18 protein-coding genes are annotated in these 24,319 nt (G+C 34.6%); 9 read left to right on the top strand and 9 right to left on the bottom strand.

Features of this window, described 5'->3' with window-relative positions; genetic code table 11:
• Positions 1 to 8 precede the first annotated feature (8 nt).
• Positions 9 to 4,508, bottom strand: a complete 4,500-nt coding sequence (gene gltB / locus M4L39_RS02265) for a glutamate synthase large subunit (RefSeq protein ID WP_277580540.1) — start codon at positions 4,506 to 4,508, stop codon at positions 9 to 11.
• 137 nt (positions 4,509 to 4,645) lie between these two features.
• On the opposite strand from gltB, the gene gltC reads away from it, so the two are divergent.
• The 3 genes from gltC to M4L39_RS02250 all read left to right on the top strand — a co-directional run bounded on the left by gltC (position 4,646) and on the right by M4L39_RS02250 (position 7,522).
• Positions 4,646 to 5,533, top strand: a complete 888-nt coding sequence (gene gltC / locus M4L39_RS02260; protein WP_277580539.1) for a glutamate biosynthesis transcriptional regulator GltC — start codon at positions 4,646 to 4,648, stop codon at positions 5,531 to 5,533.
• 94 nt (positions 5,534 to 5,627) lie between these two features.
• On the top strand, positions 5,628 to 6,740 hold the full coding sequence (locus tag M4L39_RS02255; protein ID WP_277580538.1) for a YibE/F family protein: 1,113 nt from the start codon (positions 5,628 to 5,630) through the stop codon (positions 6,738 to 6,740).
• Entirely contained in the window at positions 6,737 to 7,522 is a 786-nt protein-coding gene (locus M4L39_RS02250) for a YibE/F family protein (protein ID WP_277580537.1), read from the top strand. The genes M4L39_RS02255 and M4L39_RS02250 overlap by 4 nt, the downstream gene beginning before the upstream one ends.
• Positions 7,523 to 7,594: 72 nt before the next feature.
• Here the strand turns inward: M4L39_RS02250 and M4L39_RS02245 are convergent, their stop codons facing one another.
• Both M4L39_RS02245 and M4L39_RS02240 read right to left on the bottom strand, forming a co-directional pair.
• The gene (locus M4L39_RS02245) at positions 7,595 to 8,839 is read right to left on the bottom strand and encodes an ammonium transporter (RefSeq protein WP_277580536.1); all 1,245 of its coding nucleotides are present in this window, start codon (positions 8,837 to 8,839) and stop codon (positions 7,595 to 7,597) included.
• A gap of 109 nt (positions 8,840 to 8,948) precedes the next feature.
• The gene (locus tag M4L39_RS02240) at positions 8,949 to 9,800 is read right to left on the bottom strand and encodes a GNAT family N-acetyltransferase (protein ID WP_277580535.1); all 852 of its coding nucleotides are present in this window, start codon (positions 9,798 to 9,800) and stop codon (positions 8,949 to 8,951) included.
• A 207-nt stretch (positions 9,801 to 10,007) separates the two neighbouring features.
• Here M4L39_RS02240 and M4L39_RS02235 point away from each other — a divergent pair, with 207 nt between their 5' ends.
• Positions 10,008 to 10,277 carry a hypothetical protein gene (locus M4L39_RS02235; protein WP_277580534.1) on the top strand — a complete coding sequence of 90 codons (270 nt, stop codon included), beginning with the start codon at positions 10,008 to 10,010 and terminating at the stop codon, positions 10,275 to 10,277.
• Between the two features lie 158 nt (positions 10,278 to 10,435).
• Here M4L39_RS02235 and M4L39_RS02230 read toward each other — a convergent pair whose 3' ends face one another.
• Together M4L39_RS02230 and M4L39_RS02225 are read right to left on the bottom strand one after the other, a co-directional pair.
• On the bottom strand, positions 10,436 to 11,407 hold the full coding sequence (locus tag M4L39_RS02230) for a LysM peptidoglycan-binding domain-containing protein (RefSeq protein WP_277580533.1): 972 nt from the start codon (positions 11,405 to 11,407) through the stop codon (positions 10,436 to 10,438).
• A gap of 160 nt (positions 11,408 to 11,567) precedes the next feature.
• Entirely contained in the window at positions 11,568 to 12,353 is a 786-nt protein-coding gene (locus tag M4L39_RS02225; protein ID WP_277580532.1) for an arylamine N-acetyltransferase family protein, read from the bottom strand.
• Positions 12,354 to 12,830: 477 nt separating this feature from the next.
• Here M4L39_RS02225 and ilvD point away from each other — a divergent pair, with 477 nt between their 5' ends.
• The gene (gene ilvD, locus M4L39_RS02220) at positions 12,831 to 14,531 is read left to right on the top strand and encodes a dihydroxy-acid dehydratase (protein ID WP_277580531.1); all 1,701 of its coding nucleotides are present in this window, start codon (positions 12,831 to 12,833) and stop codon (positions 14,529 to 14,531) included.
• Between the two features lie 657 nt (positions 14,532 to 15,188).
• Here ilvD and M4L39_RS02215 read toward each other — a convergent pair.
• Positions 15,189 to 16,520: a sodium-dependent transporter gene (locus M4L39_RS02215; RefSeq protein WP_277580568.1), complete on the bottom strand. Its 1,332-nt coding sequence runs from the start codon at positions 16,518 to 16,520 to the stop codon at positions 15,189 to 15,191.
• Positions 16,521 to 16,817: 297 nt separating this feature from the next.
• Here M4L39_RS02215 and brnQ point away from each other — a divergent pair, with 297 nt between their 5' ends.
• Positions 16,818 to 18,122, top strand: a complete 1,305-nt coding sequence (gene brnQ, locus M4L39_RS02210; RefSeq protein WP_277580530.1) for a branched-chain amino acid transport system II carrier protein — start codon at positions 16,818 to 16,820, stop codon at positions 18,120 to 18,122.
• A 179-nt stretch (positions 18,123 to 18,301) separates the two neighbouring features.
• A complete protein-coding gene (locus M4L39_RS02205) occupies positions 18,302 to 18,673 on the top strand; it encodes an iron chaperone (RefSeq protein ID WP_277580529.1) in 372 nt (123 codons plus the stop codon).
• A 179-nt stretch (positions 18,674 to 18,852) separates the two neighbouring features.
• Here the strand turns inward: M4L39_RS02205 and M4L39_RS02200 are convergent, their stop codons facing one another.
• Together M4L39_RS02200 and M4L39_RS02195 are read right to left on the bottom strand one after the other, a co-directional pair.
• Positions 18,853 to 19,590: an alpha/beta hydrolase gene (locus M4L39_RS02200; protein WP_277580528.1), complete on the bottom strand. Its 738-nt coding sequence runs from the start codon at positions 19,588 to 19,590 to the stop codon at positions 18,853 to 18,855.
• Between the two features lie 186 nt (positions 19,591 to 19,776).
• Complete coding sequence (locus tag M4L39_RS02195; protein ID WP_277580527.1) at positions 19,777 to 20,310, bottom strand: hypothetical protein; 534 nt, start codon at positions 20,308 to 20,310, stop codon at positions 19,777 to 19,779.
• A gap of 310 nt (positions 20,311 to 20,620) precedes the next feature.
• On the opposite strand from M4L39_RS02195, the gene M4L39_RS02190 reads away from it, so the two are divergent.
• Positions 20,621 to 21,355, top strand: coding sequence for a poly-gamma-glutamate hydrolase family protein (locus M4L39_RS02190; protein ID WP_277580526.1), 735 nt, complete (start codon positions 20,621 to 20,623; stop codon positions 21,353 to 21,355).
• A gap of 151 nt (positions 21,356 to 21,506) precedes the next feature.
• Entirely contained in the window at positions 21,507 to 22,718 is a 1,212-nt protein-coding gene (locus tag M4L39_RS02185) for a pyridoxal-phosphate-dependent aminotransferase family protein (RefSeq protein ID WP_277580525.1), read from the top strand.
• Positions 22,719 to 22,990: 272 nt separating this feature from the next.
• Here M4L39_RS02185 and M4L39_RS02180 read toward each other — a convergent pair whose 3' ends face one another.
• The gene (locus tag M4L39_RS02180; protein WP_277580524.1) at positions 22,991 to 24,202 is read right to left on the bottom strand and encodes a CynX/NimT family MFS transporter; all 1,212 of its coding nucleotides are present in this window, start codon (positions 24,200 to 24,202) and stop codon (positions 22,991 to 22,993) included.
• Positions 24,203 to 24,319: the final 117 nt, after the last annotated feature.

Here is a 24,319-nt window from a genome sequence, read left to right as displayed (position 1 = left end):
CTTTATGGTTAATATACGGCAGTCTGTTGTTGTTCTGATGCTAGACTTGTACGTTTATCATTAAATGCATTCAATAAAGCTTCATCTAACTCACTTGATTCACGTTTTTGTAATTCTATTTTTTGCATCATTAATTTATAATCTTTCGGAACTACTTTAACTACTTTTTGTGCCACATTTTCAAAATCATTTAAAATAGCTTGTGCTTTTGTGCTTTGCGTATACTTAACATGATCTTGTAGCATATCCTTCAAAATTTCACGCTCTGCTTTCACACTAATCGTATCGAAATCCAGACTATCTAATTTATGTTCTTGTTTAAAACCTTCTACGTCTGATGGGAAAATGTAACTCACACCGCCACTCATACCTTGGCCAAAGTTTTTACCTACTTCTCCAAGTATAACGACACGTCCGCCAGTCATATATTCAAGCCCGTGGTCTCCAATGCCTTCGACGACTGCTTGCACACCACTATTACGGATACAGAAACGTTCTCCTGCCTTACCGTTAATATACGCTTTACCATGGGATGCACCGTAAAAACAAACATTGCCAATAATAATTTCATTTTCACGGTATTTGTTCGGCGCCTTCACAATAATCTTACCACCAGATAACCCTTTACCAACGTAATCATTTGCATCACCTGTATGATGAATTGTTAATCCACTAGGCGTGTATGCTGCTAGACTTTGTCCACCATGACCCTGTGTTTGTGCATAAACCGTGTCTTCAGGCAAACCTTCTGATCCATGTACTCTAGTAATTGCACTACCAGTGATTACCCCTACGTCTCTTTGTTCATTTTTCAATTTATATTTACCTGTAAATGACTCACCTTTTTCTATAGCCATTTGTGCCTCAGGATACAATCTCGTTAAATCAAACCCTTCATCTAAATGATGATTTTGTTTTATTTTATTAATTCTTTCACCTTCATGTTGATACAACAACGCTTCAATATTCATAGTAGCTGCTTTAGAGCGTTGTGATGATAACTGGCTACTTCTTTGTAATAAATCCGTTCTCCCTACTAATTCATCGACTGATTTTAAGCCGAGTTCAGCTAATATTTCTCTTAATTCTTCTGCTACAAAATGCATGAAATTAACTACATGGTCTGCTCTACCATTGAATAACGCACGTAAATCTTGGTTTTGTGTAGCGATACCTACTGGACATGTATCTTTATGACATACGCGCATCATAATACATCCCATAACTACTAATGGTGCCGTAGCAAAGCCAAATTCTTCTGCACCTAATGCACATGCATAAGCTACATCTTTACCTGTTAGTAGTTTTCCATCCGTTTCCACTTTCACTCTTGATCTTAAGCCATTCATCATTAAAGTTTGATGCGTCTCTGATAGACCAATTTCCCATGGCACACCTGCATGTTGAATACTTGTTTTAGGTGATGCACCTGTCCCCCCATCGTAGCCACTGATGACGATTTTATCAGCGTATGCTTTAGCGACACCTGCCGCAATGGTGCCGACGCCCGTTTTAGAAACAAGTTTAACTGTAATATTTGCATCTTTATTCGCATTTTTTAAATCATGAATTAATTGTGCTAAATCTTCTATTGAATAAATATCGTGATGTGGCGGTGGTGATATTAAGCCTATACCTGGTGTAGAACCCCTTACTTCCGCAATCCACGGATATACTTTCGTACCTGGTAATTGTCCGCCTTCCCCTGGTTTAGCGCCTTGCGCAACTTTAATTTGTATTTCTTTTGCATGCTGTAAGTAATCACTCGTTACTCCAAAACGTCCTGAAGCAACTTGTTTAATGGCACTTGAACGATTTCGACCTGCTTCATCTATAATAAAGCGTTCAGGATTTTCGCCACCTTCGCCACTATTACTTTTACCGCCCATTTGATTCATTGCTTCCGCAAGCGTTTGATGTGCTTCTTCTGAAATTGAACCATAACTCATCGCTCCAGTATTGAAACGCTGCACAATTTCATTCGCAGGTTCAACTTTATCGATATCTATTGACTCCTGCTTTTTAAATTCCATCAAATGACGAATATGGTCTGTTCTCTTATGATTAACTTCGTTTGAAAATGCTTTGAATTTTTCATAATCATTTAAACGACATGCATGTTGTAATAAGTGTATCGATGTTGGATTAAACGCGTGATGTTGTCCCTGTTTCCGCCATTGAAACGTGCTGCCTGATTCAATGTACTTACTCTCAGGTGTTTGTCTCGCTTTGTTTTCTTTATCAATTAAATCCATCGTTATACCAGATAACTTGGACTGTGTGCCAGTAAAATATTTGTCTACAATTTCATTTGAAAGTCCTACAGCTTCAAAAATTTGTGCCCCTTGATAACTTTGTACTGTAGAAATACCCATCTTAGCCATCACTTTGATGACACCTTCCGACAAGGTGTGTGTATAGGTTTGAACATTTTCAGAAATATCCCCTTCTAAACTTTGGTTCAAGACCATTTGTTCAATCGTACGTTGTGCTAAATACGGCACAACCGCATTCGCACCATAACCTAATAAACATGCAACGTGATGCACTTCTCTTGTTTCGCCCGACAAAGCAACAATGCTCGTTCGCATACGTAAACCTTCTCGTATAAGCAATTGATGAATATGACTCACCGCCAACAATATAGGCATTGCATAACCATTTTCCGTTACAAGTGTACGATCATCTATGACTAAAATTTCACTACCTTCTTTAACAGCGAGTATCGCTTTACCCCCTAAAGCGTCTAATGCTGCTTCTAAATCATCTTTATAAACTGTTGATAGATGTCTTACGTTAAATCTACTCTGTTCAATTTCCTCAAGTTGCGCTTCTGTCATTACCGGGCGCTTAAGCTGAATTCGATTTAATACGTTCTCATCAGGATTTAACAAATTCCCTTCACTGCCTAAATAAGCTAACTCACTCGTGACAATTTTTTCACGATAAGCATCAATAGGCGGATTCGTTACTTGAGCGAATAATTGCTTGAAATAATTAAAAAGTGTTTCATTTTTTTCGTTTAATACCGCAATAGGTACATCGTAACCCATTGCCCCGATTGGATCCTTTTTATTTTCAACCAGTTCTGTCATGTATTTATCCATTTCTTCTTTCGTATAGACAAATTGTTTTTGTAATCGATTCAATGTTGCATCATCCCACTCGGATGACTTATACGTCACATTTTCTAAATCCAAATCTACTTTGAACTGCTTTAACCAACTTTCATAAGGCAGTTCATCTGCAATACTTGCTTTTAGCTCGTTATTTTCAATGACTTTATGTTGGTTAAAATCAACGAGTAATAATTTTCCGGGATTCAACTGACCTTTAAAAGCAACGTTCTTTTCAGGCACATCAACTACGCCAACTTCAGATGAAAAGACAATATAATTATCTTTCGTTATTGTATAACGACCTGGTCTTAAGCCATTTCTATCAGTTAAAGCGCCAATCTTGTCACCGTTACAAAACGAAATCATCGTCGGCCCATCCCATGGTTCCATTAAATAACTATAAAACTCATAGAAAGCACGTACATTCGCATCGTTAGCTTTGTTGTATAACCAAGGTTCTGGAATCATGAGCATCGCTGCTCTTTCAGGTTCCATAGCTAAAGATAAAAATTCTAAAGCATTATCGACTATAGCCGAGTCACTGCCATCTTCATCAATAATTTCTTTGACCTTGTCCTTTTCGTCATCAAAAATAGTTGCAATCAGCTCATCTTGTCTAGCGCGCATCCAGTTTACATTACCTTTAATGGTATTGATCTCACCGTTATGCATGAGTAATCTGTTTGGGTGTGCGCGTTTCCAACTTGGAAATGTATTCGTACTGAAACGTGAGTGAACAAGCCCTAATTTCGAAACATAAGATTCATGATTCAAATCTTGATATAAAGCCTTGATTTGATCCGAACGTAACCACCCTTTATATACGATTGTTCTGTTCGACAAACTTGTAAAATATAAATCTAACTGTTGCTGATTCGCATAATTTTCAATTTGTTTTCGTGCCAAAAATAACTTACGGTCTACGTGCGAAGCATCATTTAACGCCACGAATACTTGTTGAATAAAGGGCATGGTATCAGCAACATGTGATGCAATTGCATTGATATCTACAGGCACATCTCTATAACCAATTACACTTAGCCCTTCCGCTTCAAAGTGTGCATTAAACTGCGCCTCGTGCTGAGAACCTGCAATTTGTTCATTTGTAAAAAACATCCCAACGGCATATTGACCTTCTTCAGGCAACTCAAAGTCAGTTTGTTTTAAAAAATAATCGTAAGGCACTTCGGTCATAATACCTGCGCCATCACCAGTCACACTGTCAGCACCAAGACCGCCACGGTGATCTAACCTACGCAACATCTCCAATGATTTTTCGACAATAGCATGGTTCCTTTTGTTATCCATATTGGCATAAAAGCCAATACCACATGCATCATGTTCTTCACGACTATCATATAAGCCAATTTTCTTATTGTATTCAAGCATGATCTTCACCTCTTTTTCGAAAATTCTGAATATTAAATTAGTAAGTAAACTATATAGTAGTTGATCAATCTGTTCAATATATAAAATAGATGATATTATTCTAATTATTAGAACGTTTTTGAATTTGGGGGGATACAATGGAAATCAAACAACTAAAATACTTTATAGAAGTGGCAAAAAGAGAGCATTTATCAGAAGCTGCGCTTGAATTGGAAATTGCACAATCTGCAATAAGTCGCCAAATAACGCAACTTGAAAAAGAATTACAAGTTAAATTATTTAATAGAGAAGGCCGCAATATTTATCTTACCGATGAAGGAAAACAATTATTTTCAGAAGCCACTAAAATTATAGACCAATTCGACGAAACTGTCCGTCTATTTCACAAACAATCAGAGTCCAATCATTTTATAATCCGTATTGGTTATGTCGAAAGTTATATCTCGCAAGTACTCACTTTATTAATACAATCTTTCGAAAATCAAAGTGATTCAATTGTCGAGCCTATTTTAATGGAAGAAAGCGAAATTTTAAATGCTTTAACCACTGATCAAATTGATATTGCTTTTACTGATTTATCGAATGACATCAAACAAAATCGTGAACTCAAAGTAAATGCTTTGTTCGAGGAAAACTACCACATCTATGCCCCTAAAGATGCGCCAATTACTATGGCAACCCATCCACCCCTAGTTCAGTTTTCAAACAAAATAATTTACGAGCTTTATCCGTTACCCACGCATATCAAGCAAACATTAGCCAATATTGTAGTAAGACCAATCCGTACTATTACGCATCCACAACTCGCACAATATATTTTAAATAAAGAGCGTGGATATATTATCACAGCCTCCTATCATCTATTAGAGAAGAATCCTGATAAATGGGTGGATATCTCTCTCGGACATACAGAGCTAAAGCGCACAATTTGTAGTGTGATGCGTCAAGACAATCGTAAAAATGACATTCGCTTAATGCTTTCAATGATCGACCAATTGTTAAGTCGCAGTACTACATATCACTAATTCAAAGTTTATACACAAACCTATAAATCTTTGAATTCAACGTATTAGACGCGTATAATCGCATTGTCTATAAAGAGAGGATTGAAACAGAGCAATGCCAATCAAAGCACTACTTAAACGCCCTTTCAATTGGGTATTATTGCTGTTTTGCATCATATTTATTGGGTTGTTTATTTTCACATTTGTAAACGCTAAATTTTACAATACACCTATTGGTCAAATTACAAATATTGAAAATAACTCTACATCTAAAACCACGGATGACCATCATAATAAAGATATAAAACATACAGAAACATTGAAAATTAAAATTTTAAATGGAAAATTCGAAGGTCAAACAGCAACCATTCCACACGAATATTATGAATCACAAGCAGATAGCGAAATGTTTTCTAAAAATAATAAAATCTTACTACATATCGATAAACATCCAAATGACGCATATATATTAGAGAAAAAGCGTGATAGTCTCGTAGTTGCCATGACAGGTTTATTTTTATTAACGGTGCTTCTTGTAGGTAGAAAAATCGGACTACAATCCATTGTATCTTTGGCAATTAACACTGCTGTCGTCATTCTAGCGATTTATATTCATAACCAGTTCCAAATCATGACTTTATTCAGTCTAATGAGTATCGGAGTCATCATATCTACTATATTAACCTTACTGCTAGTTACTGGTTGGCAATGGCGGACGCTCATTACTATTGTCAGTACATTACTTGGCACGTTTATATGTGTAGGGTTAACACAATTAGTGATTCAAATGACTGGTGGCGAAGGATTAAAATTTGAAACGATGAGTTTCTTAACATTACCGCCTAAAGAAGTGTTTCTCGCATCTGTAATGATTGGGTCACTTGGTGCAGTGATGGATGTTGCCATTACAATTGCAAGTGGTATGACTGAGATACTACGTCGTACACCCAATATTAGTATGACGCGTTGGGCGCTTGCCGGGCGAAATATTGGCCAAGATATTATGGGGACGATGACCAATATTTTACTCTTCTCTTATTTATCTGGGAGCTTGCCGATGTTACTTATTTATTTAAAAAATGCAAATACGATTACCTACACAATTTCTATGAATTGGTCATTAGAAATTTCCCGGGCAATTACAGGCGGCATAGGCATTGTCTTAACAATTCCTATCACAATATTATTGATGCAAGTATGGTTCAAAATGCGAGGTGCTAAACAATGAGTGCAATAACAATTTTAGGTATCATGCTTTTCATCCTCATGATTATTTTTGGTGGTAAAAAAGGATTAATTTCTTATCTGACATTATTCTTAAACTTTGTCATCCTATTAATAAGCTTGATTATCATTATGTTTGGCGCGCCTATTTATCTTGTAACCTTAGTTTTTTGTATCGTTATCGCAGCGTGTAACCTATTTGTTCTTAATAGTTATAACACCAAGACACAAGCAGCTTTTTGCGCAACGATTCTAACAACAGTGATCTTAATTGCAGCCATCTATCTTTCTGTATCTATTGGTAACCTACAAGGGTTCACAACTGAACAACAGGATGAAACGTACATTTTCTCAATGAACATTGGTATAGACATGGTTAAATTCATGGTCTTCACTATTGTCCTTGCTGTAATTGCTGCAGTTATTGATCTAGCTATTACAATTAGTTCGCCAATGTATGAATTAAGTGAGACCAACCCTGATTTAACTCAAAAAGAACTATTTCATTCAGGGATGCGTGTGGGCAGAGAAATCTTAGCCACATCCGCTAATACGATTTATCTTGCTTATTTCGGAGGCCAACTCACATTATTTTTCTGGTTTTTCAAATTAAATTATTCGTTTGGTCACATCATCAATTCCAAAATATTTGCACAAGAATTCATTTCTATTTTACTAGGAGGTATTGCCATTGCTATAAGCATCCCTATTACAGCCTGGCTGTCCTCCCTATTAATTAAAAAGGAACACAAAACAAATCCACCTACTACAAAAACACTAGACTAAAATAAAGACCACTCACCTACACTAATTAAAAGATGAGTGGTCTTTATTTTACTTTTTATCTTCCTTAATTAATTATGAGCGATTATTAAATTTATTTATCTCTCCACTAAAATAAGCACTTTCTCCATGAACAACATAATCTAAACCTTTTTCGTCCTCAACTTTATCCGTACCTATATCGCTAAACAATTTTATTGTTTTTGCAATTAAAAACGTCAATACGCCACTAAAAACAACTGTTACGAACACCGCGACGAATTGTACCCAAACTGTTTGAAGACTCCCACTAAATAGCATCCCATCCACGACCTCGTTATTTACTTTATGAGATTGAAATACACCAGTTAAAATTGCACCGACAATACCCCCGATACCATGTATACCAAAAGCATCCAAAGCATCATTATATTTTAATTTTACTTTGATATAATTAATTGCAAAATAGCAACTAACACCACCAATAAATGCGATTACTATTGCACTCATATAATCTACAAAACCAGCAGACGGCGTGATGGCTACTAAACCAGCTAACATTCCCGATAACATTCCTATCAAACTTGTTGTTTTTTTCATAAAATATTCCATAACAGACCAACCAAGTGAACCTGCGCTTGCTGCGAGCACAGTATTCACAAAGGACGTCATCGCGATATCATTAAAAGTTAAAGCGCTGCCCACATTAAAACCATACCAACCAATCCACACCAATATGCCGCCTAATAGTGTAATAATAAGATTATGTGGCGGTCGTTTTTCAAAGTTTTTTCCAGCTCCTATCATAACCGCTAGTACAAGTCCTGATATACCTGATGTAATGTGAACTACTGTGCCGCCTGCATAATCTATCGCGCCTAATTGATCAATCCAGCCGCCACCCCACACCCAATGTGCAACTGGGCTATAGACTAAAACAACCCATAAAAACACAAAAATGAGATAGGGTATGAATTTCATTTTTTCAGCAATGGATCCTGACAAAATTGATACAGCAATTGTACAAAACATTAATTGAAATAACATGAAAAGTGCTAGAGGAATATGTGTAGCGATATCCGCTTGGGTATTGAACCCGACTTCTTTTAAACCAAAATACGTTAAACCGCCTAAAAATATCTTTCCAGAACCAAAACTCAGACTAAACCCTAAAATAACCCATGCAAATGTCACAACAACAATTGCGGACATGCTTTGCATAACTGTATTCAAAACATTTTTAGATTGTACAAGACCACCATAAAATAAACTTAACCCAGGCGTCATTAACCATACTAGCAATGTACACAAAAATAAAAACAAAGTATCATTCATATTCATCCAAATCACTCCTTTGGTCAAAATCATACCCTCGGTCAAAATGGATAGCAAAAATGCGTCATAAAAATTAACGTAGCGTGTTAATTTTTATGACGCATTTTTTACATAATTATATTTGTTTTTGCATGATATAGACAGGCCTATCCTCTAATAAGGTTTCACCTACTTCCTTATAATGACACTGTTGATATAAATTTTGAGCCACTTCATTATTATCATTGACCGCTAGACAAATTTCATCGATATTTGGAAAGTGATGATGTATATATTCTGGCAATGCTTGAATAATTTGTTTTCCATAACCACGCCCTCTGTAGTGTGCATCCACACTAAAAGACCTGAAAAACATTGCATTTTCATTTAATGAATACGGTGCTACGCCTGCGCCTTCATGCAGTGTAAAAAAACCTATACATTGTTGCTCATCATTGTAAACGAGTACAGGATGACGTTCCGAATCGTATTGTGCAAGTTCAATGTTCACTTTTGGCGTTTTAGTAAATTGACAGTCTTCTGGCGTCATAGTGATTTGTTCAATATCTGAAACCAGTTCTGTACGATATGGAATCATGCATATATCTGCTAATTGTTCATTGATCCAAGTCACTACAGCGGGTGCAATTTTATTATACTCTAACTTATGTATCCATTTTATATCTGTAATTTCTTGGTCAGTTTCAACATTGGACCAATCTATCTGCTCTGTTGTGTAGAAACAATTCAGTTCTGTCTGCTCATTGTTCTGTGGATAAGCATCTCCAATAACTGTATCCATATAAATGAGCGACTTTTCCGGTACATCAACTTGAAGTTCCTCTTTCAACTCTCTCTGTAATGCTTGTTTATAAGTTTCCTCACCATCTATTTTACCGCCTGGAAAATAATATTTCTTTCTATTTCTAGCTTGTACTAGTAGTAATTCGTCATTTTCTTCAACAACTAAACAAACACATTTAATCATAACTACGCACTCCAAACGTATTTCATTTATTTTTTATACGGAAATAATCGTACCATTTTCATACTAACTGCGCTTATGTTATCATATTTTATTATTCGAGAACATCTCATTTAGAGCAACATCACAGTATTGAACATAACAATCAACTCATAAAATGTTATCATATTGAACACTATACTTATATTCAAAATGGAGGATACAATAAAAATGGCTAAAAAACCAAGAATTAATCGTATTTCTAACACAATCAATTTTGTAGGCATTGCCGTAGAAGGTTTCAACTGGTATGCCTATCAATCAAAAAACAAAAAATTACTTTACGCTAGCATGGCAATCACAGGTGCAGGAGCCGCACTCGATTTTTATACAGCATTAAAATCACCACGTAAATTCGTTAAAGTATTTTCAACTTTCACAGCAGCTAGCACATTATTCACGACTGTTAAACGTGTACAATCTATACGTAAAGAAGCTTAATTTGTCTTTTTCTGTATTAAAAATAGTTTCCCCATTAATTAACATAAAATTAAACTGCCGGCAGTGGCACGCGCTCTGTTGGCAGTTTTTCTATTTATAACAACATAAAAGTGCCTCTAACGTATTCGTTTTAAAATACATCAGAGGCACTTTTTAAATTAGTGTATATATTTATATGAACTTACTTGTGACGCAGGAATCGTTCTGTAAGTTACAATCCCTGGTGACGCTCCGTAATTCATTTCTGAAATAGTAATACTACCGTTAGAATTAACAGATTCTACAAATGCAACATGACCATAATAACCTTGGTCAGATTGTAGAATAGACCCCACTGTTGCCTTATGGTCAACTGTATAACCATCAGCTGCAGCACCAGTATCCCAACTATTAGCATTCCACCAATATGTACTAATACCTTTACCAGTTTGTGCACGTTTGTTAAATACGTGCCATGTACATTGGCCCCAATCATATAAATTAGAATGGTTGAAGATTGGTGTGTTATAACCGGTAGATCCTGATGAGCCAGACCCACCAGTTGAAGTCGTCCCTGAAACTTTCAACTTCTGTCCCGGATAAATATTAGTGTTTGATAAACCATTTAAACTCATGATTTTTTGGTAAGTCGTGCCATACCTTGCAGCGATTGCTGATAATGAATCGCCTGATTTCACTGTGTATGTTGTTGTACTGCCGCTGCTCGACCCACCTGATGAACTTGAACCACCAGTTGAAGCTGTTCCCGATACCTTCAACTTCTGTCCCGGATAAATGTTCGTGTTTGATAAATTATTTAAACTCATGATTTTTTGGTAAGTCGTACCGTGTTTAGCAGCAATACCTGATAACGTATCTCCAGATTTCACTGTATATGTTGACCCTGACGATGTAGTCGTTGATGTACTTGTTGAACCAGAAACTTTCAATGTTTGGTTAGGAAAAATAACGTTAGACGTCAAATTATTCAAAGATTTCAATTTTGAAATTGAAATATCATATTTATTCGCGATCGACCACAGGGAATCCCCACTCTTAACTTTATAAGTTGTTGCAGCATCAGCATTTGCTGAAGTTACTGCTGCTATCGCACTTGTCCCTATTACAGTTGCAATTATTTTTTTACGCACTTATGTAAACCTCCCAATATTTCTTTTTACATTTTATCATTCATTGCTCACTATATTATTATACAACTTAAAGTTGTGTATTAGTATATTATTTGTATGACATTCACATTACAAACAAGAACTACTCACATTATAAATTTTCCCATAATTCTCTATTCATTTAATACTTTTTAAAAGTTTGAATCTGGATATCCTTTATACCAAAGTAATCACTTAATAATGTTTGATAATTGTTTTGAGTTACTGGAAATTTTTGAACTCCCTCCTCGTTTGTCATCGTTAAATGTGCATTAGATAATGTAACTCTGCCATATGTTTTGGCTTTACTAACCAATAATTTTCGAACAAAAATAGAGTCTGGATGATGTTGGTTAAATTCAATTCCCGCTGCAAAATCTTTGAGTGTTTTAGATGTATCAATTGCTCTATATTGCGTTTCCCAATCATCCTTTTTATACTTTTGCATTTCAATAGTATACGCATCGATATGTATAACTCGATACGTACCATTTACATCTATTACTTCATTTTGATCTTTAATAAGCGGTATCGCTTTCTTAGGTACATCCGCATAACCAACATCGACCAGATATTTATGATGGTTCAAACGTACAACCAAAGCCATATGAGAGCCTTCCATTGCCCACCCTTCACCAGTACTAATAGTTGCAGAAATCATATAAACGTCAAAGCCTTTTCCCCTTAAAAAGCTATAAAATAATCTATTTTGTTCATAGCAAAAACCACCTCTGTGTTCTTGAATGATTTTACGAAGCATGCTTTCATCATCTAACGCGATTGGTTGCTTATTTTGGACGTCGATATTTTCAAAAGGTACATGTAATACATATTGGTGAATATAATGGTTCAACGTTTCTAAATCAGTTTTAGTATAATAATTAACATTGATGTTTAAGTACGCTTCCAATGGTTTAAAGTTTGTCATTTACTGTTGCTCCTTTTAACATGCTAGTCTATTGTTTACACAATACTATTTTAGCCGACTTAATCTACTTCGGACAAACACACTGTTTTTTAGAGTGAAACATATAATATATGTTTCAGCCTTATATTGTTGTCATTTCATAAATACTTACGATTTACATTATGCTTTCATGTAATAGATGTTATGATAATTTATATAAATCATTTTAATATTGACATGAAGCAAATATACCGATACTGTGTATATTCAATACTATTTTTCAATTTACTCAGCATATATGGTATAAACTTTTTCAAAAGTGCTTTACGAATGGCTCAATAGCCCTATGTATCACTATGGTTTGAAATTCATTATCATTTTATATTTCTATGCAGGTTACATTAAGAAATATATTAAATATTTTTCACCGAACAAAAATGAATACTTTAAATTTTCAGAGTATTCATACAATATAGACTTATTAATGGGGGTAATTTTTTGGCTAAAGAAACAGAACATACAGAAGAGAAAAAAGATTTGCGTATCCGCAGCAAAGTCATTAGTGATGGTGTAAGTCGTACACCTAACCGTTCATATTTACGTGCACTTGGCTTTGAGGATGAAGATTTTAAAAAGCCGATGATTGGCGTAGCAAGTACGTGGAGTGAAGTAACACCATGTAACATGCATATTGATGGTTTAGCACGTGCGTCTAAACGAGGTATTAGTGAAGCCGGCGCCTCGCCACTTATTTTCAACACAATTACTGTTTCCGACGGTATTTCAATGGGTACAGATGGCATGCGTTTCTCACTACCGAGTCGTGAAGTTATTGCTGATTCAATCGAATCTGTAGTAAGCGCTGAGAATTTAGATGGCGTTGTGGCAATTGGTGGCTGTGATAAGAATATGCCTGGTTGTATGATTGGCATTGCACGTCTTAACTTACCTGCTGTTTTTGTATTTGGCGGCACGATTATGCCTGGTAAATTAGATGGCAAAGACCTCGATGCCGTTTCAGCATTTGAAGGCGTAGGTCAGTACAATAACGGGGAAATCGAGAAAGAAGCATTACATAAAGTAGAATGTGCAGCATGTCCTGGAGCAGGCGCTTGTGGCGGCATGTTCACTGCAAACACTATGTCTTCAGCTATTGAAGCGATGGGCATGAGTTTACCTGGAAGTGCTTCACATCCAGCTGTATCGACAAACAAAATGAAAGATAGTAGAGCTGCCGGAAAAGCTGTTTATAAATTATTAGAACAAGATATTTATCCTAAAGACATCATGACGAAAGAAGCATTTGAAAATGCAATCACAGTCGTTATGGCCTTAGGTGGTTCTACAAATGCTATTTTACATCTATTAGCTATTGCACATACAATTGAAGTAGATTTGACACTTGATGATTTTGAAAAAATTCGTAAACGTGTGCCACACATCGCTGACTTAAGACCAAGTGGTAAATATGTTATGGCACATCTTGATGAAGCAGGCGGTATTCCTGGAGTAATGAAATTACTTTATGACAATGGCTTAATCCATGGCGACTGCTTAACAGTAACTGGTAAAACTGTTGCCGAAAACTTAGAAAATGAACCTGGCTTGACCGATAATAAAGAAATTATTGATTTTGATAATCCTAAACATGCGACTGGACCGCTTGTTATCTTAAAAGGTAACCTTGCACCAGAAGGCGCAGTTGCTAAAATTTCAGGATTAAGTGTAACTTATATTAAAGGACCTGCACGTGTATTTGATTCTGAATCTAAAGCGACAAAAGCTATTCTTAATGATGATATTAAGCCTGGTGACGTCGTAATTATCCGTTATGCTGGCCCTAAAGGTGCACCTGGCATGCCTGAAATGTTATCCGCATCATCTATTTTAGTAGGTAAAGGATTAGGCGAAACTGTTGCTTTAGTTACAGATGGCCGTTTCTCAGGTGGTTCACATGGTCTCGTAATCGGACATGCTGCACCCGAATCAATGGTAGGCGGACCAATGGCTTTACTAGAAGAAAATGACACGATTACAATTGATGCTGAAAATCTTGAAATAAGCTTTGATGTATCAGATGAAGAACTTGAACGTCGTAGTCAACAATGGCAAGCTCCACCATTAAAAGCTACACGAGGTACACTCGCTAAATATGCTAAACTCGTGTCTTCTGCTTCTAAAGGTGCTATCACAGACTAATATATTAAAATATTTGTACTCGTTTTACTTAAAGCATTATCATAAGGAACATTTATTCTGTTCTCTATGATAATGCTTTTTATTTTTGAATATTTTTAAAAAAGAATATTAGAAAACACTTTTTCATGCATTGTCGTTTTATTTTTTGAATTATTGTCACTTACGAATGATTTGTTGCTATATGAGAAATTTAAAACATAATTAAGCACAATTATATTAAGGTGAAAGTAACAAAACAAAGCGAGGTGAGTTATATGAGTTTTATCATTGATATCATCAAAAAAATTATCGGTTTATTCACTGGCAAATAATTTCTAAAATTGCTTTGGGAGTGGGACGGAAATCTGATTTTCCTAAAAATATTTCGTCGTCTCACCCCGGCAAAGCTGACTAGAAAATGGAATACAAGAGCAGAAGATCTTGCATAAGAACTACTTGCTTTCATAAATGAAGTAGTAGTTCTTTAAAAGTTTGATATAAGCGCATTTTCAATTCAGTCAGCCACTGCCAATATAAAATTTGAGGCTGAGACATGTGATATGCCCCAGCCCTTTTGTTGGTTAAAAAATAAGTTCAACCTGTTTTGATTTCATCAGGTATATCTTATAACCATAAAAAACCTTTCCGCTGAATTGATCTTCGGAAAGGTTACAAAATTTATATGAATTGCACTACAAAAATCAAAATAATTACTACAGGTAAAATAAATTTAATTAAATAATACCAAGGTATAAATAATCTAAGTTTATCTTTACCAAAATGTGCTTTCAAATCATTTTTATCTAATAATTGACCCACAACTAGTGTTGTTCCTAATGCTCCTAAGGGCATTAATATATTCGAAACTAAAAAGTCCATATTATCAAAAATAGTACCTGCCGCAAATTGTATATGGCCTAAACTTCCAAAAGATAGCGTTGCAGGAATACTAATTGCGAACACTAAGATACTTACATAAAATGCAACTGGCTTACGTTTTGAGTTATCATTTTTTGTGAAGTTCGAAACATTCAATTCTAATAGTGAAATTGAAGAAGTAAGCGCTGCAAATAAGAATAATATTAAAAAGATTAAATAAAATCCTTGTCCATATGCCATTTGGTCAAAAACTTTTGGTAATACTTTAAAAAGTAACCCAGGCCCTTCTGTTGGTCTGTAGCCGAATGCCGTAATCGCAGGAAAGATAGCCAAACCGGCCAAAATCGAAACCAGTATATTCATCGCTACGATAGAAATTGCTGAAGTCTTGATAGTCATTTCTTTTGAAGCATAGCTGGCATACGTAATCATACCTGTTGTCCCTAAAGATAATGTGAAGAAGGATTGTCCAAGTGCAAATAAAACACCCTCCATAGAAATATCTTCTAGACGTGGTTGCAAGATATATTTTAGTCCTTCAAACGATCCTTCAAGTGTTAAAGATTTGATAACAATAACAATTAAAAAGATAAATAATAATGGCATCATAAACTTAGAGGCTTTTTCTAAACCTTTTTCAACACCCATCATCACTATAAACATCGTTAACAAGATAAAAATACCTTGTCCAGTAATCGTTAAGAACGGATCACTAATAATAGATTCAAACTGTATATTTCCTAATTGATCACCATTAAGCGTTAATATTTGACGCGCAACATTAAAAATATAGATGATAATCCAACCGCCTATCACACTATAAAAACCAAATAGTATAAATACAGCTAAATTACCGTTCCATCCGATAACATTCAACCATTTTTTCTTTGTTAACTTCTCATAAATTACAGTTGTATAAGTCTTCCCCATCTTACCAACAGTAAATTCCATCATTAATAAAGGTAGCCCGACAAATATCGTAAATATTAAAAACATTAATAAAAATGCGCCACCGCCATATATACCAGCCATATATGGAAATTTCCACATTGCTCCTAGTCCTATAGCAGATCCTGCACTTGCTAAAATGAATCCCGTCGACGACTTCCATTGTGATTGTTTACTCATAATTTTACATCCTTTGTATTTTACAAAACTTCATTGCGTTAAAGCGTTTTAGTAGCATAGCAATTACTATAACATTTTTCAGCGATTGTCTCAATATAAATTTCCTTGGATGGTGTGTACTATGTACCTTAAGACAAAACATGAAAGCCTTCTGTTACATTGAACATTTGATGACGTTTATAAAACACAATACTTTTAATATTGAAAATTATCTGACATCTTATTGAATTAATAAGTAATATATGTTAAAGTTGCTTGTGTTTTGCGCAAGTAAATTCCCTTTAAATCGAGGTATTAGAAATGAACAGACTCATCTTAATTTCTGGTCTAATGTTATTCTCATTTTTCTTTGGAGCCGGAAATTTAATATTTCCACCTATGTTAGGTTATACAGCTCAAGAAAATATGTGGGTTTCTATGGCTGGATTCGCTATAACAGGCATCTTATTGCCTTATCTTACAGTAATCGTCGTAGCTTATATGAATGGCGGCGTTGAAAGTATTGGTAACAAAGTTCACCCGATTTTTGGGACAATCTTTGCTATCTTTATTTATTTATCTATCGGGGCATTATATGGTATCCCGCGTGCTGCAAATGTTGCGTACGAAATTGGAACAAATCATGTTTTACCAGAACATAACCATTTTACATTAATCGTATTTTCAGTAATATTTTTCCTGATTGTTTATTTTATCGCATTATATCCAAACCGTATTATAGATAATTTAGGTAAATACCTGACACCCATTTTAATACTTATTATAGCTATTTTATGTATCCTAGTAATCATAAATCCAGAAGGTTCAATTGGCCAAGCAAGTGGTGATTATGCACAAACTCCACTCGTATCAGGTATTTTAGAGGGGTACTTCACGATGGACCTTGTGGCTGCGCTAGCCTTTTCTGTTGTGATCGTGCAAAGCTTCAAAATGAATGGCATCACCGATCAAAAAACACTCGTTAAAAACGTAATTAAAGCTGGTTTGATCTCTGCTATTTTACTATTAGTCATCTATTTTGCACTGGCTTATGTAGGTGCTACAACCACTCAAGCTGGTTTTAAAGACGGCACTGGGATCTTAACATTTAATTCCTTACGTGTATTCGGCTCATTTGGCAACCTATTATTTGGCATCATCGTTATATTAGCTTGCTTAACTACTTGTGTTGGATTAGTAAATGCATGTGCAGCCTTTGCGATGAAAAAATTACCGAAAATATCATATAAAATTTTCGTACTTATCTTTTCATTATTAGGGTTTTTAGTTTCAACATTAGGTTTAGAATTAATATTACAAATTGCAGTACCCTTGTTAACATTTATATATCCAACATCCATTGTACTGGTACTCATTTCATTAGTAAGTATCTTCATACCATTTGAAATGAAATTTGCATTTATCATTCCTACTATCGTGACTTTAATTATTTCGGTGTTACAGATACTTAATGATTTCAAATTATTCCAACCACTGAATGCGTTATATCAAGTGTTACCACTCTCTGATATTCAATTAAGTTGGCTCGTACCATTTATAGTCTTGCTTATCGTTGGATTAATAATAGATTTTTTCTTAAAAAATAAACCAGCTCAATCAGTATAGATTGCTTGTATTTCTAAACAAGCAATCGGGACAGAAATTAGAATTTAAAATTTGATTTCGTTGTCCCAGACTCATTTTGTTTACGTTGTATGATGGTTTGTCGTAATCAATTTTGCTAAAATGGTGATTAAGAAAATAAATTTATTTTAGTTATATTTTATAAGGGGATGGCATGTTACATGGATAATTTCAATGAATTTTTACAAACTATAGATAATGATAAACACAAAGCAACAATAAGTGAGATTTTTAATTGGATCTCGGAAACATTTCCTAATCTTGAAACAACAATAAAATGGAACCAGCCCATGTTCACAGATCACGGCACCTTTATTCTCGCTTTTAGCAAAGCAAAACAGCACTTTTCAATTGCACCTGAAGCTAAAGGAATGACTGAATTTAGTGAACGTATAGCTACTGCTGGCTACTCACAAACGGATAACTTGTTTCGAATTAAGTGGAATCAAGAGGTCGATTACACATTGTTAAAAGACATGATTCAATTCAACATCGATGATAAAGCAGATTGTTCAACATTTTGGAGAACTTAAAATTTATTTCAAGATAAGATTAAGTTAAAAGAAAGCGGACAGAAATCAAAATTTGATTTCGTTTTCCTGTCCCATAGTCATAGATAAATAAAATGAGGGTTTCTACTATATTTCAGTAGAAACCCTCATTTTATTTATCTGGAGCACTTATGGTCGAAACGCTGTTTCATGCTTAAAGGTTAATAATCTTCGAAAAATGCAATGACATCTTGTTCTACTTCTATATGGCCTTCACCATAAGTCATTAAGTGTTTGGATGGTCCATAGCCCTGCACTTCTTTTTGTTCATGCGTAATACGATCATAGATGTAACGCGCACTCGTTTCATAAGCATCATCGTCTTGTTCACCGTATTTGATAGTAATGGGCGCAGTTATTTGATCTAATTTTGACATCACATCTTCAACTACCATTTGAAACTTATCAAGTCCTGGTGCATAACGCTCAATATTTTCAATTTGTTGCGTTATCTCCGACTGTTCTAAACCGACCAACCCTCCCATACGTTGACCATAATATCTCAACCTTCCTGAAAGACCAGCATCACTTTTTCGATATGGCGTAGACATAATAGCTATTGCATCTATAGATTGATGCTCTGCCAATTTGAGTGACAGTATGCCCCCTAAAGATATACCGCAAACACTAATACTTGAATAACCTTTATCCTGTAAAAATTGATAACCATCTATTACATCTTGCCACCAATCTTCAATATCATAAGCCATCAACGTATCTAACATTAAACCATGGCCTTTGTAGGCGGGAACATAGCATGTGAAACCCGCTTTATGTAATTTAGTAGCTAATAATTTTACATCGCGTACCGTACCTGTGAATGAATGTAATAATAATATAGCTTGTTCAGCTTCATCATTTTCCAAAAATATTGGGTTTGGTGCCTTAACATTTATCATCTTTTGTCACTCCAAAATTTAGATTTATCATTTATTGTAATTCAAATTCTTAAAGCGTACAAAACATATAAACTACCACTCTTTTAAAAATAAATATCCCCTTCAAAATCCAACACACTTTCGTGCTACTTTTGAAGGGGATATTTTAATAAATCATTAACATTTATAACTTCTCTTAGTTTTTAATTATTGGTTCATGTTAAAAAATTGTAATTCATATATTGATTTTTCATCATACGCATTAAAATTATCAATTTTACCGTTTAAATGTATTTCTTGTGTTTTTCTACTTACATTATGTTGGTAAGTTATTCTAACATTTAAATCAGATTCATAACCGTTATTCTTAATTGTACTTTCAATTTCAGAAAAAACATCTTTATTAATCGGTAACAAATAACCTTCTTTACTAGGTAAAATATTAACATATTTTGTTTGCAGGATATCTTGATTACCAAGATAGATTTCAATTTTTATATTCTTAGCAGCTCCGCCACCTAAGTTATATAATTTCAAAAAATCTTGTTCTTCATCACTATCAATAGCTGTATTTCTTAATTTTAATACGTTGTGGTCTCTTGTAATCAATATTTGATTAAAACCAAGTGCCGGTAAAAAACTGATTTTCATTTGGTACAGTTGCACACTAACTGAGATAAAGTAAAACAGTGCCATTATAAATGTACCAAGAGAGCCAATCGCCGAAATAATATTTATCATAATTGTAAACCTCCGTTATTTTATTTAAGAGGCAGGATATGCATTGTAACATATTTTAAATTCAAAAAAAATAACGAGCCACCAAAAGGCAGCTCGTAACTAAGAGGAAGTCTGTTAACCTGCCCAAGGGCATGTTACAGACCTGCCTCTAATTCTCATGCCCGAGGGCACGAACAATAATTGTACAATGAACTTTTACTTTTTACAAACCAACATATATTTTTAATTTTATAAATGTTTTATAGCATTTACAATTGTATGATAATATTATATTTATAAAATATAATTTAACATCAATAGGAGTTGTAGTATGTTTAGTCCAAATCAAAGAATCATCTCATTTTTAAAGGTAACCACATTTTCTACTGTATGCTTTTTTACATTTTTCTTTTTTCTAACTTTATCTCCTAAAGCGATCTATGCCAATGATTTATACACGTCAATGACTGAACTTATGGAGGAAACTGAAGAAGGTAGCGACTGGGAAATCACTTATAACAACAACCAGAGCAATGCGCTTATTGCAGCAATACATGGAGGTAATATCGAGCCCGGGACTACTGAAGTAGCAAAATTAACCGCTACTATGGGTGCTTATAGTTACTATAGCTTCCAAGGGATTCGTTCCACGAATAACGCAAGTTTACATGTAACTTCAGTTAACTTTGATGAACCTATTATAGAAGATATGCAACAACAAGTATCAAATTCCGTCATGATCCATGGTGCAAATGGCGATGCACCTATCGTTTATATTGGTGGCAAAGATGATGATTTAAAAGCGTCTATTGAAGAACAATTAGAGCTTAAAGATTTTGACGTACAAACGTCACCTAGTCATTTAGAAGGTGAAGCTGATCAAAATATTGCCAATAAAAATAATCAAAATGCAGGTGTACAATTAGAATTAACGACTGGATTACGCCAATCTTTTTTTAACAACCAAGACTTAACTATGAACTCTAGACAAGACCAAAGTAATTGGAGCTTTGCAATGTATGAGTTTGCTCAAGCAATACAATCAGCGATACATGAAGACGCTTAAATTCATATATGCTAAAATTATACATTATAGCTAAATTTTTGTAATATTCTCACAAATTTTAAAGTTTATTCGTCATTTTTGACGAATAAATTCATTACTTATTAGAATATAATATATATTGACATAATTTATAGAAATTGAGGTTAATAATATGGATGATTTGACAGTAAACAAAAGATTAATTATGACCCCTGGCCCCGTAAGTGTAGATCCTCGCGTGTCTCAAGCAATGTCTAATTCAATTTTAGGTCAATTTGATTATGAATTTGTAGACATTATGAATAAAACTATGGAACTCATTAGAAAATCCTTTTTAACAAGTAATCAATGGTCATTTCCTATCGATGGTACAAGTCGTGCTGGGTTAGAGGCGGTAATCTCAAGTATCGTCAAACCAGGAGATACGGTACTTGTACCAATTATTGGAAGATTTGGCTACTTATTCACTGAACTTGTCACTCGTGCAGGCGGCGTCGTACATAATATTCAAAAACCGATGGGTGAAGTTTTTGAACAAGCAGAAATTATAGACGCTTTAGATACCGTGAAACCGAAAGTACTTGCAATTGTACACGGTGAAACTTCTACTGGTCGCTTACAATCGATTGATCAGCTTGGTAGCACTTGTAAAGAACGTGGTATTTATTCAGTAGTTGATGCAGTAGCAACATATCAAGGTATGGTTATTCCAGTAGATGAGTGGGAACTTGATTCTGTTATTGGTGGCGCTCAAAAATGTTTATCTATCCCTTCAGGTATTACACCAATTACATTTAACAAAAGATTTAGTGATGAAATCAACAAGCGTAAGCGTGTCGAACTAGGTATTCGTTCAAATGAAAATACTGAACAAGATGCTTTTATACACAGTAATTATTTAGACTTAACACAATTGCAAGATTATTGGAGTCCTAAACGATTAAACCACCATACAGAATCAACTACGTCTATTTACGCATTATACACAGGATTAAAATTAGCATTAGCAGAAGGTATCGAAGTCCGTGCCAAACGTCATGCATATCACCAAGAAGGCTTGAAATCAGCATTAAAAGCATTGGGTTTAGAAATATTTGGTGATGAAATAAATGAAATGAAAATGATCATCTGCGTATATATACCAGAAGGCATTGACGATAATAAATTTAGAGAGGGCCTATTAAAAAATTATGGTGTTGAAATTGCAGGCTCATTCGGTGAACTTCAAGGCAAAATTTGGAGAATCGGTATTATGGGTTATGCTATTGAAAAACAAAATATTCTAACGTTTTTATCTATATTTTCACTTTATCTGGCACATCAAGGCGTACAAAATCTAAATCCAGAAAAAGCTATCGATACACTATTAACGTATTATTCATAAAACTAGAACTTACGAAGGTTAGCAGTTAAGAAATTTATGACCTAAACATTTCAGAAACATAAAAATAAACCAAGTGCTATTTTTAGCACTTGGTTTATTTTTAGCATTTCCCCATCTTTTTTTAACTGTTTGGCTATGCAATGATATTGAGTTTTAATTGTATCGCAAAATTTTAAATCTTCGTTTATACACCTTAATCACTTTATCATACTTGTCTTTTTATCTATTCAATGTAAGTCATTGATTTACGCCGACGACTGCTCTATTTAAAATTAATTATCTTCAACCACTCTATTTTTAGCGGCTGGATAACCAAAAATAAAGAATAATACTGACATGACAATCAATGAAATAATACCTGAGTCCCAACTTCCTGTAGCATCATGAAGATAACCAATCAAGAATGGTCCAACTGCAGCAATTAAATAACCTATAGATTGACCAAAACCAGATAATGAAATACTTCCATCACTTGTACGCGCTCTAATAGAGAAGAATGTCATACATAAACTGAAACATGCACCCATCGCTAAACCAGCAATGATGATACCAATAATAAGTAGTACTAATGATTGGGTAAAAAATAGGCTGAATCCCACTAAGAATAGTACTGTAATAATCACTACTAATATACGTTGATCTTTTAATTTAGATGCAATAATTGGAAATGTAAAAGTCATCGGCACTTGAGAAAATTGATTTAACATCAATAAATAACCTGCCGTTGATGGATCCAACCCTCTATCTACAAGTATGGACGGGACCCAAGCTACAACTGTATAGAATACCATCGATTGGAAACCCATCGTTAACGCAACCATCCACGCTAGTTTAGATTTAGTAATATCCACTTTTTTCAGTCTATCTTTTTGAATTTCTGCTGCTGTTACTTTTTCTAATTTAATGCCTTTTCGTGCTTTAGGTATCCATAGAATAATAGCAATTATTGCAAAAATAATCCAAAATGATAATGATAATCTAAACCCTAAAGTTGTAATTTCTGATAATGGAAAACTTAAGCCCCCGCCTAATCCAGCGGTAAAGTTCATTGTTCCACTATAAATACCAGTAGCTAGACCAATTTGCATAGGGAAATACCATTTAACATAACTCGGTAACACTACATTACCAAATGCAATAGCGATACCAAGAATGAGCGTTCCAATTAAAAATAAAGTGAAATCTCCTGCAACACGTAAATATAGTGCAATAATGAGTAGTATCGTAGAATACAATATCGTACGAGACATTGTTAATCGAGAAGTTATTTTTGAAACGAATGGTGAAACAATTGCAAAGATAATCAGCGGTATCGTAGTTAAGATGCCAGCAACACTGTTATTGATTTCCATAACTTGTTTAATCTCATCAACTATAGGACCAACCGAAGTCAGTGGGGCACGTAAAGTAGAAGCAATAAAAACGATTGCTAATATCACACCCCAATTATTATTAACTTTATTTATGCTATAGGGGTTAGTCATCTTATACCACCTTTCTTAAACTTCTTTTTATAATAAAAAAACGAGAAGCGGGACAAAAACCTAACTTTTAACTAAGTTTTTATACTCCCGCCTCTGCAAAGGAGACTAGATTATTAA

The organism is Staphylococcus equorum (genome assembly GCF_029531845.1).
Lineage (GTDB): Bacteria > Bacillota > Bacilli > Staphylococcales > Staphylococcaceae > Staphylococcus > Staphylococcus equorum_C.
This window is presented reverse-complemented; position numbering and strand designations above follow the sequence as displayed.

Excerpts from the sequence above, each read along its gene's own strand:
- M4L39_RS02225 (WP_277580532.1), bottom strand. The coding sequence starts at position 12,353 with ATGACAAACTTTAAACCATTGGAAGCGTACTTAAACATCAATGTTAAT.
- M4L39_RS02205 (WP_277580529.1), top strand. The coding sequence starts at position 18,302 with ATGGATAATTTCAATGAATTTTTACAAACTATAGATAATGATAAACAC.
- M4L39_RS02200 (WP_277580528.1), bottom strand. The coding sequence starts at position 19,590 with ATGATAAATGTTAAGGCACCAAACCCAATATTTTTGGAAAATGATGAA.
- M4L39_RS02185 (WP_277580525.1), top strand. The coding sequence starts at position 21,507 with ATGGATGATTTGACAGTAAACAAAAGATTAATTATGACCCCTGGCCCC.
- M4L39_RS02250 (WP_277580537.1), top strand. The coding sequence starts at position 6,737 with ATGAGTGCAATAACAATTTTAGGTATCATGCTTTTCATCCTCATGATT.
- gltB (WP_277580540.1), bottom strand. The coding sequence starts at position 4,508 with ATGCTTGAATACAATAAGAAAATTGGCTTATATGATAGTCGTGAAGAA.
- M4L39_RS02240 (WP_277580535.1), bottom strand. The coding sequence starts at position 9,800 with ATGATTAAATGTGTTTGTTTAGTTGTTGAAGAAAATGACGAATTACTA.
- M4L39_RS02235 (WP_277580534.1), top strand. The coding sequence starts at position 10,008 with ATGGCTAAAAAACCAAGAATTAATCGTATTTCTAACACAATCAATTTT.
- M4L39_RS02245 (WP_277580536.1), bottom strand. The coding sequence starts at position 8,839 with ATGAATATGAATGATACTTTGTTTTTATTTTTGTGTACATTGCTAGTA.
- M4L39_RS02190 (WP_277580526.1), top strand. The coding sequence starts at position 20,621 with ATGTTTAGTCCAAATCAAAGAATCATCTCATTTTTAAAGGTAACCACA.
- M4L39_RS02255 (WP_277580538.1), top strand. The coding sequence starts at position 5,628 with ATGCCAATCAAAGCACTACTTAAACGCCCTTTCAATTGGGTATTATTG.
- M4L39_RS02195 (WP_277580527.1), bottom strand. The coding sequence starts at position 20,310 with ATGATAAATATTATTTCGGCGATTGGCTCTCTTGGTACATTTATAATG.
- gltC (WP_277580539.1), top strand. The coding sequence starts at position 4,646 with ATGGAAATCAAACAACTAAAATACTTTATAGAAGTGGCAAAAAGAGAG.
- brnQ (WP_277580530.1), top strand. The coding sequence starts at position 16,818 with ATGAACAGACTCATCTTAATTTCTGGTCTAATGTTATTCTCATTTTTC.
- M4L39_RS02180 (WP_277580524.1), bottom strand. The coding sequence starts at position 24,202 with ATGACTAACCCCTATAGCATAAATAAAGTTAATAATAATTGGGGTGTG.